Origin of the sequence: Streptomyces viridosporus T7A (assembly GCF_008704515.1) — a bacterium.
GTDB classification, from domain to species: Bacteria; Actinomycetota; Actinomycetes; order Streptomycetales; family Streptomycetaceae; genus Streptomyces; species Streptomyces viridosporus.
The window spans coordinates 994,746-1,008,357 of record NZ_CP023700.1 but is presented as its reverse complement, the minus strand read 5'-3'; the positions used below and the strand labels follow the sequence as shown (position 1 = coordinate 1,008,357).

10 protein-coding genes and 1 pseudogene are annotated in these 13,612 nt (G+C 72.5%); all 11 read right to left on the bottom strand.

Features of this window, described 5'->3' with window-relative positions:
* Positions 1–18: 18 nt before the first annotated feature.
* The 11 genes and pseudogenes from ctaD to CP969_RS04750 all read right to left on the bottom strand — a co-directional run bounded on the left by ctaD (position 19) and on the right by CP969_RS04750 (position 13,517).
* Positions 19–1,731, bottom strand: a complete 1,713-nt coding sequence (ctaD, locus tag CP969_RS04800) for an aa3-type cytochrome oxidase subunit I (RefSeq protein WP_026085421.1) — start codon at positions 1,729–1,731, stop codon at positions 19–21.
* 377 nt (positions 1,732–2,108) lie between these two features.
* A complete protein-coding gene (locus CP969_RS04795) occupies positions 2,109–3,251 on the bottom strand; it encodes an amidinotransferase (RefSeq protein ID WP_016827671.1) in 1,143 nt (380 codons plus the stop codon).
* A 105-nt stretch (positions 3,252–3,356) separates the two neighbouring features.
* The gene (gene hypE / locus CP969_RS04790) at positions 3,357–4,433 is read right to left on the bottom strand and encodes a hydrogenase expression/formation protein HypE (RefSeq protein WP_016827672.1); all 1,077 of its coding nucleotides are present in this window, start codon (positions 4,431–4,433) and stop codon (positions 3,357–3,359) included.
* Positions 4,426–5,622 carry a hydrogenase formation protein HypD gene (hypD, locus tag CP969_RS04785; protein WP_004992192.1) on the bottom strand — a complete coding sequence of 399 codons (1,197 nt, stop codon included), beginning with the start codon at positions 5,620–5,622 and terminating at the stop codon, positions 4,426–4,428. The genes hypE and hypD overlap by 8 nt, the downstream gene beginning before the upstream one ends.
* Positions 5,622–5,918 carry a HypC/HybG/HupF family hydrogenase formation chaperone gene (locus CP969_RS04780; protein WP_004992194.1) on the bottom strand — a complete coding sequence of 99 codons (297 nt, stop codon included), beginning with the start codon at positions 5,916–5,918 and terminating at the stop codon, positions 5,622–5,624. The genes hypD and CP969_RS04780 overlap by 1 nt, the downstream gene beginning before the upstream one ends.
* Positions 5,919–5,928: 10 nt before the next feature.
* Complete coding sequence (hypF, locus tag CP969_RS04775; protein ID WP_051044451.1) at positions 5,929–8,358, bottom strand: carbamoyltransferase HypF; 2,430 nt, start codon at positions 8,356–8,358, stop codon at positions 5,929–5,931.
* A complete protein-coding gene (gene hypB / locus CP969_RS04770; RefSeq protein WP_016827674.1) occupies positions 8,355–9,050 on the bottom strand; it encodes a hydrogenase nickel incorporation protein HypB in 696 nt (231 codons plus the stop codon). Before hypB ends, hypF begins: the two co-directional genes overlap by 4 nt.
* Positions 9,050–9,439: a hydrogenase maturation nickel metallochaperone HypA/HybF gene (locus CP969_RS34745; protein WP_451636902.1), complete on the bottom strand. Its 390-nt coding sequence runs from the start codon at positions 9,437–9,439 to the stop codon at positions 9,050–9,052. The genes hypB and CP969_RS34745 overlap by 1 nt, the downstream gene beginning before the upstream one ends.
* A 162-nt stretch (positions 9,440–9,601) precedes the next feature.
* A pseudogene (locus CP969_RS34740) lies at positions 9,602–10,102 on the bottom strand (hydrogenase maturation protease); the annotation flags it as partial.
* Between the two features lie 17 nt (positions 10,103–10,119).
* On the bottom strand, positions 10,120–11,787 hold the full coding sequence (locus tag CP969_RS04755; RefSeq protein ID WP_016827676.1) for a hydrogenase maturation protein: 1,668 nt from the start codon (positions 11,785–11,787) through the stop codon (positions 10,120–10,122).
* A 251-nt stretch (positions 11,788–12,038) separates the two neighbouring features.
* Complete coding sequence (locus CP969_RS04750; RefSeq protein WP_004992212.1) at positions 12,039–13,517, bottom strand: glutamate-cysteine ligase family protein; 1,479 nt, start codon at positions 13,515–13,517, stop codon at positions 12,039–12,041.
* Between the last annotated feature and the right edge of the window lie 95 nt (positions 13,518–13,612).

Genomic DNA, 13,612 nt, shown 5'->3' with positions numbered 1-13,612 from the left:
GAGGACCCCGACCTCTGATCACGATCTGTCGCTCTCGTGCCCGGCGGCGTCGACCACGTCGCGTTTGCCGGTGTTCTCCCTCTCGTCCAACTGGGCCAGGGCGGGGTGGTGGAGGTCGAAGGCGGGGGACTCGGAGCGGATGCGGGGCAGCGTGACGAAGTTGTGGCGCGGCGGCGGGCAGGAGGTGGCCCACTCCAGGGAACGCCCGTAGCCCCACGGGTCGTCTACCTCGACCTTCTCGCCCTTCTGCGCGGTCTTCCACACGTTGTACAGGAAGGGCAGCGTGGACAGGCCGAGCAGGAACGCGCCGATGGAGGAGGTGGTGTTGAGGGCGGTGAACCCGTCGGCGGCCAGATAGTCGGCGTAGCGCCTCGGCATGCCCTCGGCGCCGAGCCAGTGCTGCACCAGGAAGGTGGTGTGGAAGCCGACGAACAGCGTCCAGAAGTGGATCTTCTCCAGGCGTTCGTCGAGCATCGTGCCCGTCATCTTCGGCCACCAGAAGCTGAATCCTCCGAACATGGCGAACACCACGGTGCCGAAGACCACGTAGTGGAAGTGGGCGACGACGAAGTAGCTGTCGTGGACGTGCCAGTCCAGGGGCGGCGAGGCCAGGATGACGCCGGTCAGGCCGCCGAAGAGGAAGGTGACCAGGAAGCCGATCGCCCACAGCATCGGGGGCTCGAAGGACAGCGAGCCCTTCCACATGGTGCCGATCCAGTTGAAGAACTTCACGCCGGTCGGGACCGCGATCAGGAAGCTCATGAAGGAGAAGAACGGCAGCAGCACCGCACCGGTGGCGAACATGTGGTGCGCCCATACGGTCACGGACAGGCCGGTGATGGCGATGGTGGCGCCGACCAGCCCCATGTAGCCGAAGATGGGCTTGCGGGAGAAGACGGGGATGATCTCGGTGACGACGCCGAAGAAGGGCAGGGCGAGGATGTAGACCTCGGGGTGCCCGAAGAACCAGAACAGGTGCTGCCACAGGATGGGTCCGCCGTTCGCGGCGTTGAAGACCTGGGAGCCGAAGCGGCGGTCGGCCTCCAGCACGAGCAGGGCGGCGGCCAGGACGGGGAAGGCGAGCAGGACCAGCACCGAGGTGAGCATGATGTTCCAGGTGAAGATCGGCATGCGGAACATCGTCATGCCGGGGGCGCGCATGCAGATGATGGTGGTGATGAAGTTGACCGCGCCCAGGATGGTGCCGAAGCCGGAGAGCGCCAACCCCATGATCCACAGGTCGGCGCCGAGCTGGGGGGAACGGGTCTGCTCGCTCAGCGGCGGATAGGCCGTCCAGCCGTAGTCGGCCGCGCCCTCGGGAGTGAGGAAAGCGGAGATGACGATCAGACCACCGAGGGCGAACAGCCAGAACGAGAGCATGTTCAGCCGGGGGAAGGCGACGTCCGGGGCGCCGATCTGCAGTGGCATGATCGCGTTGGCGAAGCCGGCGAACGTCGGGGTGGCGAACAGCAGCAGCATGATCGCGCCGTGCATGGTGAACGACTGGTTGTACTGCTCGTTGGACAGCAGCTGCAGACCCGGGCGGGCCAGCTCCGCCCGGATCGCCATCGCCAGCACTCCGCCGATCAGGAAGAAGGCGAACGACGTGATCAGGTAAAGGTGCCCGATCTTCTTGTGGTCCGTCGTCGTCAGCCAGGAGATGATCACTTGTCCCCTGGTGTGACGTTCAGCCGACGGAACGGGAGCCACCGGTTCGGTGTGTGTCGCCATCAATTTCCTCGATCCGCAGCGCTCAACCAACAGTTCGACACGGCCGACGAGCCGCTGCCAACGCCCTGCGCCCCCGGGCCCGCGGCCGGGAGGCATGTCACCAACCCCACGGAAACTAGCCCTGCCGCTCCGGGGCCCTCGCCTTGTCCGGACCGCCTTTCGGCCGGACGGTCGAATGTTTCACCCGATCGGCCGAAGGGGGCTCGGCCGATCGCAAGCTGCCGCCCGGCGTTGCCGTATGACCGCCCGTCAAGGGCTCGCTCTCGTGGTGTGACGGGCGGTGCCGGGACACCCGGCGGCGTTTTGGAGGTTCCGGAGACTTCAGAGGTCGTACGTGCCGGCCGGCCGGTCCCGACCCGATCGGCCCGGCCGGCCGGTCAGTCGAAATAGGATTCGAGCGTGCCGCGGCGTCGGACGTCGAGTGTCGCGCAGTGGAACGAGCCGCCGAACGCCGCGTAATGCAGCAGGTCGCACGGGACCGGTTCGAATCCCCACCGCTCGAGCGCGCGCAGCATGCCGGTGTGGTGCCGCTCCGCGATCACCCGTTTCTCGTCGATCATGAGCACGTTCATGCTGAGCCACTTGCCGCACAGGGAGGTGGCTTTGAGCAGGAGGTTGTCGGTCGGCTCCGGCTCGGGGGCGATCAGGATGTCCCAGGAACCCAGTACGTCGGGCAGGCGGTCGACGTCGACGTACTCGGGATTGACCAGCACCTTGCCGGGCGCGAGCGGGACGAACGTCGTGTCGATGTGCATCGGCGTGCGGCACCGGCTCTCGATCTCGTGGACGCGGTAGCCGGGGCCGAGATGGCGGCGCACCCAGTCGATGCCCATGCCGTTGGTGACGTTGCTCCGCGTGACGAACAGGTCGCGTCCGGCGCGCACGAAATCCGCCGCGTCGAACACCGGCTCGAACTCGGTGAGGATGCGGCGCACGGGCTCACCCGCCGCGGGCACGCTGAAATCCGCATCGAACAGGTCGTCGGTGAGCTGCGGTTTCGGTGCCGCCGTCCAGCGCGCGCCGCGCCGGAAGTAGTCCTTGAGGATCGTGCGGTAGGAGTGTGTTTCGAAATACCGGCACGGCCAGGCCATCGGCGTCTCGATGATCTCGTCGCCGACGACGAGCATGCTGTCCCGCGGACAGCTGTTGCAGAATCCGCGTGACGACCAGTCCGGGGTGCCGAAGCGCTGTCGGTGGTCGACCACGTCGGGACGCCTGACCGTGATGTCGAGAGCCTCCAGGAGGGCGATGAACCGATCGAGTTCCCGCTGCGCCCGCTCGACCAGAACCCGCGGATACCTCAGGCCGGCGGCGCGCCCCTGCAGGTGTGCCGCCCACCGGGGAATGTTGCAGGTGACCACGGGGTGGTTCGACGGAATCGTCGCACCCTCCAGGCGCCCGACGACGACTTCCTCCAGCGGATCCCACTCGTTGTGCGAATTGACCGGAGAAGCACCGGTCTCCGTGGAGCGGGCGGTCTCGGCCGCCGTCGTGACACCGGGCCTTCGCGCAAGTGTCATACCCAATCGCTTTCGATCACAGAAGTGAGTGGATCAGTACGGTCGAATCGTTCCTCGCGTGGACGGCCGACGGCACGGCGGACCGCGGGGGACACCGGCGCCGGGTCAGCAGATGCGCGGGAGTTGTTCCCCCATCGGCATGTCCACCACCCGCGTGCCCCCGAGCCCGGTCCGCGCGACGACCATGCCCGGGTGGTCCGCCACCACCTCGCCGATGACCGCGGCCCCGGAGCCCAGCGGGTGCGCCCGCATCGCGGCCAGAACCGCGTCGGCGTGCTCACGGGCCACGAAGGCGACGAGTTTGCCCTCGTTGGCCACGTACATCGGGTCCAGGCCCAGCATCGCGCAGGCGCTCGCCACCGGCGGGGGGACGGGGACGGCGCGCTCCTGCACGACGACCCCGCAGCCCGAGGCCGCGGCGATCTCGTTGAGCGAGGCGGCAAGGCCCCCGCGGGTCGGGTCGCGCAGCACGTGCAGATCCGCGCCGGCCGACAGCATCGCCTCGACGAGCCCGCCGAGCGGCGCGCAGTCGCTCTCGACCTCGACGTCGAACCGCAGGTTCTCCCGCTCGCTCATGATGGCCACGCCGTGCACGCCGATGGCGCCGCTGACCAGGACGGCATCGCCGGGAACCACCCGCTGCGGGCGCAGGTCGACCCCGGCGGGGACCACGCCGATGCCCGCCGTGTTGACATAGACGCCGTCGCCGTGTCCCGCCTCCACGACCTTGGTGTCGCCCGTCACCACCCGCACCCCGGCGGTACGGGCCGCGGCGCCGAGCGCCTCGGCCACCCGGGCGACGGTGTCGATCTCGACGCCCTCCTCCAGGATCAGGCCGCACGAGAGGTACGCCGCACGCGCCCCGCTCATCGCGAGGTCGTTGACCGTACCGTTGACCGCGAGGTCACCGATGCTGCCGCCGGGGAAGAACAGCGGCCGGACCACGAAGGAGTCGGTGGAGAAGGCGAGCCGCGCGCCGTCGAGCTCGACCACGGCGGAGTCGGTCAGCGCGGCCGGAGCCGGCCCGCCGAGCGCCGGAAGGACGACCTGCTCGAGGAGTTCGCCGGACAGGACGCCGCCGCCGCCGTGGCCCATCACCACGCGCGGCCGGTCACGCAGGGGCGCCGGGCAGGACCAGGACAGCATGTCCAGGGCGGCGGGGGGCCCGGTGGTCTCAGACAACGGAGCCGTCCTTCCGGTGCGCGCCGGTCACGTCCGCCGGAGCGCCGGCCGCCGGTGCGGCGACCGGTACCGGACGGGAGGCGCCCGCCGGCCGGGCCGGCAGGTCCAGCCGCCGGTACAGGTAGTACGCGGCGCAGGCGCCCTCACTGGACACCATGGTGGCCCCCAGCGGGGTGCGCGGAGTGCACGCCGTCCCGAAGGCCTCGCACTCGTGCGGTTTCAGCAGCCCCTGCAGCACCTCGCCGCTGCGGCACTCGGCCGGCTCCAGCGTGGCGATGTCCTCCACCCGGAAGCGGTGCTCGGCGTCGTAGTCCCGGTACCGCTCCGACAGGCGCCAGCCGCTGTCGGGGATGACCCCGATGCCGCGCCAGGCGCGGTCGGCGACCTCGAAGACGTCGTCCAGCACGGCCCGCGCGGCGGGGTTGCCCTCGGCCGGCACCGCGCGCGGGTAGGCGTTGTCGACCCTGTGCTCGCCCCTCTCCAACTGCCGTACGGTCCGCCGCACGCCCTCCAGGATGTCCAGCGGCTCGAACCCGGTCACCACGATGGGCACCCGGAACCGCTCGGCGAGCTCCGGGTACTCCTGCGTGCCCATCACGCTGCACACGTGTCCGGCGGCCAGGAACCCCTGGACGCGGCAGTCCGGCGACTGCATGATCGCCTCGATCGCGGGCGGGACCCGGACGTGCGAGACCAGCAGGCTGAAGTTGCGGATGCCGCGCCTGCGGGCCTGGTGCACCGTCATCGCGTTGGGCGGCGCCGTGGTCTCGAAGCCGATGCCGAAGAAGACGACCTCCCGGTCCGGGTTCTCCTCCGCGATCCGCAGCGCGTCGAGCGGGGAGTACACCACGCGGACGTCGCCACCCTCCCCCCGGACCTGGAACAGGTCGCGGCCCGTGCCCGGAACCCGCAGCATGTCGCCGAAGGAGCAGAAGACGACCTCGGGCCGCGAGGCGATCGCCAGCGCCTTGTCGATCACCTCCAGCGGCGTCACACAGACCGGACAGCCCGGCCCGTGGATCAACTCCACCTCGTCCGGCAGCAGCTGGTCGATGCCGTGCCGGATGATGCTGTGGGTCTGGCCGCCGCACACCTCCATGAGCGCCCACGGCCTGGTCACCGAGGCCCTGATGTCGTCGAGCAGGCGCGCCGCCAGCTCGGGGTCCTGGAACTCGTCGATGTACTTCATCACCGCACCTCCCGGCCGCGGTCGTCGCCGACCTGCGCGGCCTGTTCCCACGGATCGCCGAACTCCTCCTGCAGCATGCCGAGGTCCTCGAACAGCTCCAGGGTCCGGCGGGCCGACTCCTCGTCCAGCCGCTGCAGGGCGAAGCCGACGTGGACGATGGCGTACTCACCGACCTGCAGGTCGGGCAGGTACTCCAGACACACCTCCTTGACCACTCCGCCGAAATCGACGGCGGCCATGCGGATGCCGTCCCGTTCCTCGACGCCCAGCACCTTGCCGGGTACCGCCAGACACATGCGGTTCTCCTCACTTGTCGCGCGGGCGGGGCCCGCGCCCGTCATCGGGCCCGGCTGCCGCCCGGGCCGCCACGACCAACTGACCGAGGGCGAGGCCGCCGTCGTTCGGCGGGACGTCCCGGTGGCGCAGCACGGTGAAACCGGCCGCCCGCAGCTCGCGGGCGCAGGCCGAGGCCAGCAGCACGTTGGAGAACACACCGCCGGTCAGGGCCACCGTCCGCAGGCCGGCCGCCTCGCGCGCCGCGACGCACACCGTCCGCACCAGCCGGGCGACGGCCCGGTGGAAGCGGGCGGCGATCACCGCCGCCGCGACCCCCGCCCGCACGTCCTCGACGACCGCCGTCAGCAGCGGCCCCGGGTCGGCGGTCGACGGCCCGGCCCCCGGCCCCCGACGGCCGGACAGGCGGAAGGCGTAGCGCGGATCCGCCGCCTCGTCACCGGCCGCCACCGCCGCCGCTTCCAGCTCGACGGCGGCCTGGGCCTCGTAGCCCGCGCGGTGGCACACCCCCGCCAGGGACGAGACCGCGTCGAAGAGACGGCCCATGCTGGAGGTCGGCACGCAGTTCAGCCCTCGGGCCAACTGGGCTCGCAGCACGGGGAGTTCGGCTTCCGGGCAGGCGGCGGTGCACGGCAGGTCCGGGGCGGGGGCGATGCCCGCCGCATGCAGGTGCGCCAGCGCCATGCGGTACGGCCGGCGCACCGCCGCGTCGCCGCCGGGCAGCGGTACGTAGGCCAGGTGCGCGAACCGGTGGAACCCGTCGTAGTCCGCGAGCAGGAACTCCCCGCCCCACACGGCGCCGTCGTCCCCGTGCCCGGTGCCGTCGAAGGCGACCCCGATCACGCGCGTGCCCTCCGCGACCCCGTTCTCGGCCAGTACCGAGGCGATGTGGGCGTGATGGTGCTGCACCCGGACCACGGGGCGGCCGCCGGCGTGCCGCCGTGCCCACGCCCCCGACCGGTACCCGGGATGGGCGTCGGCGGCCAGCAGCGTCGGCCGCACGCCGGTCACGGACTCCAGGTGCCGCTCGGCACGGCCGAACGCCTGCTGGGTGGCCAGGTCGTCCATGTCCCCGACATGGGCGGACAGCCAGGCCCGGTCGCCCTGCCCGAGGCAGAAGACGTTCTTCAGGTCGCCCCCGACCGCGAGCGCCGGGACCACCGGCACGGGCAGCGCGACCGGCAGCGGCGCGTAGCCGCGCGAGCGGCGCAGCACCAGCGGTTCGCCGTCGCAGACGCGGACGACGGAGTCGTCGCACGGCACCTGGACGGGGCGGTCGTGCGTCAGCCACGCGTCGGCCAGCCCGGCCAGCCGCTCCAGGGCGTCGTCGTCGTCCGTGACGATGGGCTCCCCGGACACGTTGCCGCTCGTCATCACCAGCAGCCGGGGCGCCGCCGGGTCCGGCTCCGTCGTCCCCAGCAGCAAGTGGTGCACGGGGGTGTACGGCAGCATGACGCCGAGGTCGGGGCTGCCCGGCGCGACGGAGTCGGCGGGAAGGGGCGCCCCGGGGACCGGACGGACGCCGGCCCGCCGCCGCAGCAGGACGACGGGCCGCACCCGCCCGGTGAGCAGTTCCCTTTCGGCCGGGCCGAGGTGGACCAGGTGCTCGACGTCCCCGACGTCCCGGGCCATCAGCGCGAACGGCTTGTCCCCGCGGGCCTTGCGGCGCCGCAGTGCGGCGACCGCCCGCGGCAGGGTGGCGTCACAGGCCAGGTGGTAGCCGCCGATGCCCTTGACGGCGAGCACGGCACCCGCGGCGAGCAGCGAGCGCGCCGCACCGATCGGGTCGGCGGGCAGCGGCACGCCGGCCGCGCCGGGGCCCGGGACGAGCCGCAGGCGCGGACCGCAGGAGGGGCAGGCGACCGGCTGCGCGTGGAAGCGGCGGTCGCCCGGATCGTGGTACTCGCGGGCGCAGTCGGGGCACAGGGGGAAACCCGCCATCGTGGTGTGCTCGCGGTCGTACGGCAGACCGGTGACGATGGTGAAACGCGGCCCGCAGTGCGTGCACGTGATGAAGGGGTGGCCGTGGCGCCGGTCCGTGGCGTCACCGAGTTCGGCCAGGCAGTCGCGGCAGGTCGCGGTGTCCGGCGGAACGAGCGTGCGCACCGGGCCGCCGGCTCGGGACGCCACGATGCCGAAGCCGCTCTCCCGCGTCGCGGGCACCTCCGCCGTCTCCACCGACTCCACCCTCGCGAGGGGCGGCGCGCCGGGCACGAGACGCGCGCAGAACCGGTCGACGGCCGAAGGGGCCCCCTCGACCTCCACCACCACGCCCTCCCCGGTGTTGGTCACGTGCCCCGCCAGCCGGAGGTCCGTCGCGAGCCCGTACACGTAGGGGCGGAAGCCCACGCCCTGCACCACGCCCCGTACGACGACACGGGCGCGCCGCACGGGAGGGGCGTCCCGGGCCGGCCCGGGACGGACGCCGGGAGCGGTGCTCACGCCCGGGCCCGCGCCATCACCGGCGTGTGGACTGCTTCCCCCTCGGCGACCGCCAGCGCCCGGTCCACCAGCACACCGGCGCCCTCGCCGGTCCGTACGGAGGTGAGCACCACGTCCACGCCCGGGTTGACCCGCTCCACGTGGGAGCGGAAGGCGGCCTCGTCGAACGCGGCCGGTCCGGCCAGGTCGGACTTGGTGACGAGCACCAGCTGCGCCAGGCCGAAGGCGGTGGGGTACTTCAGCGGCTTGTCCTCGCCCTCCGTGACGGACGCCAGGACGACCCGCAGGGACTCGCCCAGGTCGTAGGAGGCCGGGCACACGAGGTTGCCCACGTTCTCCACGAAGAGCAGCCGGGTGGCGTCGGGCAGCCAGTCGTGCAGGTGCCCGGCGAGCATGTCCGCCTCCAGATGGCACAGCCCGTCGGTGAGCACCTGTTTGACGGGGACGCCCGAACGGGCCAGGCGGGCGGCGTCGTTCTCGGTGGCGAGGTCCGCGGTGAGGGCCGCGGTCGCGACGCCGCGCTCCCGCGCCAGCAGCAGTTCACGCTCCAGCAGCGCCGTCTTCCCGCTGCCGGGACTCGACAGGAGGTTGACGACCGTCGTGCCCCGGGCCGTCAGCTCGGTGCGCAGGATGCGTGCCGCCATCGTGTTCTTGGCGAGCACGGCCTGTCGGAGGTCGACTGTGCGGCACATCATCTGCTCTCCTCGGGGTGTGGTGCCGGGCCGGGGTCGGGCGCGGCGGGCTCCGCGGACCAGTGCACCTCGGTGATCCGCAGCTCGCGGCCCGAGAGCAGTTCGGTGGCCCCTCCGCGGCAGGCGGCGCAGGTCATGTCGGGCGGCATCCCCGTGTCCCAGGTCCGCCCGCACGGTGCGCAGGAGGCCCGGCCGGGGAGGAACCGGGTGACCAGTTCGGCCCCCTCCAGGACCGTGCCGGAGCAGGCGAGTTCGAAGCAGAACGCGAGTGCGTCGGGAACGACTCCGGCGAGTTCGCCGATCTCGACGTGGACCCGGCGCACCCCGTGCGCGCCGTCGGGCCGCACCGCCTGCTCGACGTGGTCCACGACCGACAGGGCGACGGACATCTCGTGCATCGCCGCTCCGTCCTGGCCGGGGGTGGTTCTCGCGCCCATTAGAGGCGGGGCCGGGCCGGCGGTCGGACCGGCACGCCGGGAGGGAGGGGACGCATAGCTCGTTCGGTGCACGCCGTCCGGGGCGGTCGCGGCGGCGGTCCGCGGTCGGACGACGGCCTCGTCGCGGACCAGGTCGGTGACCATGCGCACCGCCTCGGGCACCGCGGCGGCCACCCGCGGGCTGAGGCCGACGCCCTCCTCGACGGTGCCGGGCTCGCAGCCCACGAGCCACGTGCGCCGCGGCGGCACGGCGCCGGTGCCCGCGCACAGGGTGCCGAGCAGGGCGAGCACCGCGTCGGGCGACATGCGGTGACCGTCCAGGGCGAGGCCGTCCGGCGCTCGCCCGTCGGCGGGCTCCGCCGCGTCGATCAGGTACAGCGTGCCCGGCTCCCCTCCCCGTGCCGTCGCGTCGAGGACGACGAGCGTGTCGTACCCGTCGAGGAGCTGGTAGGCCAGGTGGACGCCGCGGATGCCGACGTCGGCGACCTCGACGCCTTCCGGCAGCGGCTGCCCGGCCAGGCGGCGGGCCACCTCGACGCCGAAGCCGTCGTCGCCGAGGAAGATGTTGCCGACCCCGGCGACCAGGGTGTGCGGGCGCGGCGCGCCGGTGGTCATGGGGCTCCCCTCGGTGGTCACGACGTTCGTTCCTTGCGCACGAAGGCCCGGCGCAGCGCGTGATAGGGCGCGTCGGGGTCGAAGAAGATCCTGTGCATGTGCGCGAGCTCCCGCTCCCGTACCGCGGCCAACGGGGTGACGGCCTCCCGGTGCTCGGACTCGGCCTTCTTCGCGGCGAGGCGCGACTGCGCCCCGGAGGAGCCGGCCCAGCGGTGGGCCAGCCGGGTGACCTCGGCGGTGAAGTCCGCGGGAGCGCACGCGATCACCCGGTCGACCAGACCGGTGTCCCGGGCCCGTTCGCCGCTGAGCGGCAGCGCGTCCTCGGTGAGCCGCCGTGCCGTCGCGGCGCCCACCCGACGCGGCAGGCTGTACGTCCAGTACTCGGACCCGTACAGGCCCATGAGCCGGTAGTGCGGGTTGAGCACGGAGCCGGAGCGGCACCACACCTCGTCGGCGGCCAGCGCCAGCATGACGCCGCCGGCCGCCGCGTTCCCGCCGATCGCGCCGACGACGAGACGGTCGGTGGTGGTCAGGACGGCCTCGACGAGGTCGTCCATGGCGTTGATGTTGGCCCAGGACTCCACGGCGGGGTCGGGCGCCGCCTCGATGACGCCGAGGTGGATGCCGTTGGAGAAGAAGTCCCGTGCGCCCCCGAGCACCAGCACCTCGGTGGGCCGCTCACAGGCCGCCCGGTAGGCGTCCAGCAGCCGCCGGCAGTGGTCGGTGGACATCGCGCCGCCGGGGAAGGAGAAGGACAGCACCCCCACCGGGCCCTCCTCCCGGTACCGGATGTCCGACCAGGTGGCGGCGGAGTCGGGGCACAGGACGGGCGCGGGCAGCTCCGGCAGGTCCGGCAGGCGTCCGGCCAGGGCGAGCACGGCGGGCAGCTTGCAGGCGCGTACGGCGCCGGGACCGGTCCGGGCCCGCAGTTCCGGAATCCACACCGCGCCGTCCGTCGTGGCCCGGCAGATCGCGCCCGCCCGGGTCGCCAGCAGCTCGCCCGGACGTCCGCGCAGGCGGTGCTCGGGGTGGCCGCCGTGCAGGAACCACTCCCCGCCGAGCAGTTCGTCCCTGACACCGGGCTGGGAGTCGGCGGCGCGCAGGGTGCGCAGCACCGTCCCGGTCGGATCGTCGGCCCAGGCGATACGGCGCGTCTCCTGGCGCATCGGGGGACGGCTCCGGACGCCGGGCGCGCCCGGCAGGTCGCGCTGGTCGACGGGGGAGTGGCTGCCGGAGGCGAACCGCTCGACGGCCGTCAGCACGGCGTCGAGGGCCGCGTCGGACAGCTCGTTGCGGTACAGGTCGCTCTTGGCCACCCGTGGCACCGGAAAGGCCGCCGTGGCCCACACGGGCCCCGCGTCCATCTCCTCCTCGGCCTGCAGGACGGTGACCCCCCAGTCACCGGCGTCCTCGTGGATCGCCCAGTCGAGGGAGGACGGGCCCCGGTCGCCGACCGGCCCGGGGTGCACGATCAGACACGTCCGGGCCGTCCACACCTCGCGGGGGATGACCGTCTTCAGCATGGGCGCCAGGACCAGGTCGGGCGCGTGCCGGTCCACGGCGCGGACCACGTCCTCGCTCCCGGGCGTCACCTCGGCGGCGACGGTGTGCCCGTGGTCGCGCAGCTCGGCGTGCACCCGCTGCGTGAGGCTGTTGTAAGCGCTGGCGATGAGCAGGATGCGCATGGCGACGGCCTTTCCGGAGGTGCTCTGGCCGTCGGCGAGGGGCGGCCCGGCTGTCTGCGATGGTCGGACATACCGAGCCGCGAACGTCGACACGAATCCCGCTCGTCACTCGTGAGAGTGATAGTTCCGGCCGCCTGCGGGGACGGCGGCGCCCGAGGGGCCACGGGCGCGCCGAAGCCGCCGAGGGCGCGCGTCCCGTCCGCCGGCGCGGCCCCGCGCCGGCGGCAGCGGCGCGCGGAGACCGTTGCGGGTCAGTCCACGGGCCAGGTGTGGACCGGGGCGTTGAGGTGCATGTAGTCGATGTACTGCTGCGTCATCCGCCGCAGGGCCTCGTGACGGCTGCAGTGGGCGGTGGCGTCGATGTGGTGGAACATCTCCTTCTGCCACACGGCCCCGTTGCGGCCGGTGACGCACCGCTGTTCGATGATCCCGAGCAGCGGCTCCCGCCATGCCTCGTCCATGCCGGAGCGCTCCAGCCCGCGGTGCGCCAGCGGCAACAGCCGCCGCAGGACCAGCTCGGCCGCCGGTACCTCGCCCATGTCGGGCCAGTACAGCCGGGCGTCGATGCCGTGCCGCGCCGCCGTGTGCAGGTTCTCCTCGGCGGCCGAGAAGGACATCCGTGACCACACGGGACGGTCCTCCTCCACCAGGGCGCGGGTGAGCCCGTAGTAGAAGGCGCCGTTGGCGAGCGTGTCGGCGACGGTCGGGCCGGCCGGCAGCACACGGTTCTCCACCCGCACATGGGGTTTGTCGTGGGCGATGGCGTAGACCGGGCGGTTCCAGCGGTAGATCGTGCCGTTGTGCAGGGTGAGTTCGCCCAGTTCCGGGACGTCGCCCCGGTTCAGGGTCTCCGCGGGGTCCTGGTCGTCGCACAGGGGGAGCAAGGCAGGGAAGTAGCGCAGGTTCTCCTCGAAGAGGTCGAAGACACTGGTGATCCAGCGCTCCCCGAACCACACCCGGGGCCGTACCCCCTGCACCTTGATCTCCTGCGAACGGGTGTCGGTGGCCTGTTCGAACAGCGGGATCCGGGTCTCGTGCCACAGCTCCTTGCCGAACAGGAAGGGCGAGTTGGCCGCCAGGGCGACCTGGACCCCGGCGATCGCCTGCGCCGCGTTCCAGTAGTCGGCGAACTGCTCCGGGGACACCTGGAGGTGGAACTGGGTGCTGGTGCACGCGGCCTCCGGGGTGATCGTGTCCGCGTAGGTCCGCAACCGGTCGACGCCGTCCACCTCGATGTGCAGGTCCTCGCCGCGCGCCGCGAAGACCTGGTCGTTGAGCAGCCGGTAGCGGGGGTTCTCCGACAGCGCGGACTCGCCGACGTCCTCCTGCCGCAGGGTGGGGAGGATGCCCGTCATGATCAGGTGCGCGCCGACCGACCGGGCGCGCCGGTCCGCGTGGTTCAGCGCGTCGCGGATCTCGGACTCCCAGGAGTCGGGTCCGCCCGCCGTCAGACGGCGCGGCGGAATGTTGATCTCGAGGTTGAACCGGCCCAGCTCCGTGGACCAGGCCGGGTCCGCGATCGCCTCGAGCGCGTCGGTGTTGCGCATCGCGGGCTCGGCCCGTTCGTCGACCAGGTTCAGTTCGATCTCGAGCCCCACCTGGGGCCGCGCGGACTCGAACCGTGAATCGCGCAGCATCTGGGCGAACGCCTCGAGGCACTCCTGCATTTTGATCCGGTAGCGGCGGCGGTCCTCGCGGGTGAAGGTGAGCGCCGGGACGTCCCGTCCCATCGGTCTCCCTCCCGGGTTTGGTCCTCGGACACCTTGTCCACCCCAGCGTCGCACCACCGGGCGGACCCGACCACGCGGGATGGCGGCGCGGGTGA

Excerpts from the sequence above, each read along its gene's own strand:
- hypB (WP_016827674.1), bottom strand. The coding sequence starts at position 9,050 with ATGTGCCGCACAGTCGACCTCCGACAGGCCGTGCTCGCCAAGAACACG.
- ctaD (WP_026085421.1), bottom strand. The coding sequence starts at position 1,731 with ATGGCGACACACACCGAACCGGTGGCTCCCGTTCCGTCGGCTGAACGT.
- CP969_RS04780 (WP_004992194.1), bottom strand. The coding sequence starts at position 5,918 with ATGTGTCTGGCGGTACCCGGCAAGGTGCTGGGCGTCGAGGAACGGGAC.
- CP969_RS34745 (WP_451636902.1), bottom strand. The coding sequence starts at position 9,439 with ATGTCCGTCGCCCTGTCGGTCGTGGACCACGTCGAGCAGGCGGTGCGG.
- CP969_RS04795 (WP_016827671.1), bottom strand. The coding sequence starts at position 3,251 with ATGACACTTGCGCGAAGGCCCGGTGTCACGACGGCGGCCGAGACCGCC.
- CP969_RS04750 (WP_004992212.1), bottom strand. The coding sequence starts at position 13,517 with ATGGGACGGGACGTCCCGGCGCTCACCTTCACCCGCGAGGACCGCCGC.
- CP969_RS04755 (WP_016827676.1), bottom strand. The coding sequence starts at position 11,787 with ATGCGCATCCTGCTCATCGCCAGCGCTTACAACAGCCTCACGCAGCGG.
- hypD (WP_004992192.1), bottom strand. The coding sequence starts at position 5,622 with ATGAAGTACATCGACGAGTTCCAGGACCCCGAGCTGGCGGCGCGCCTG.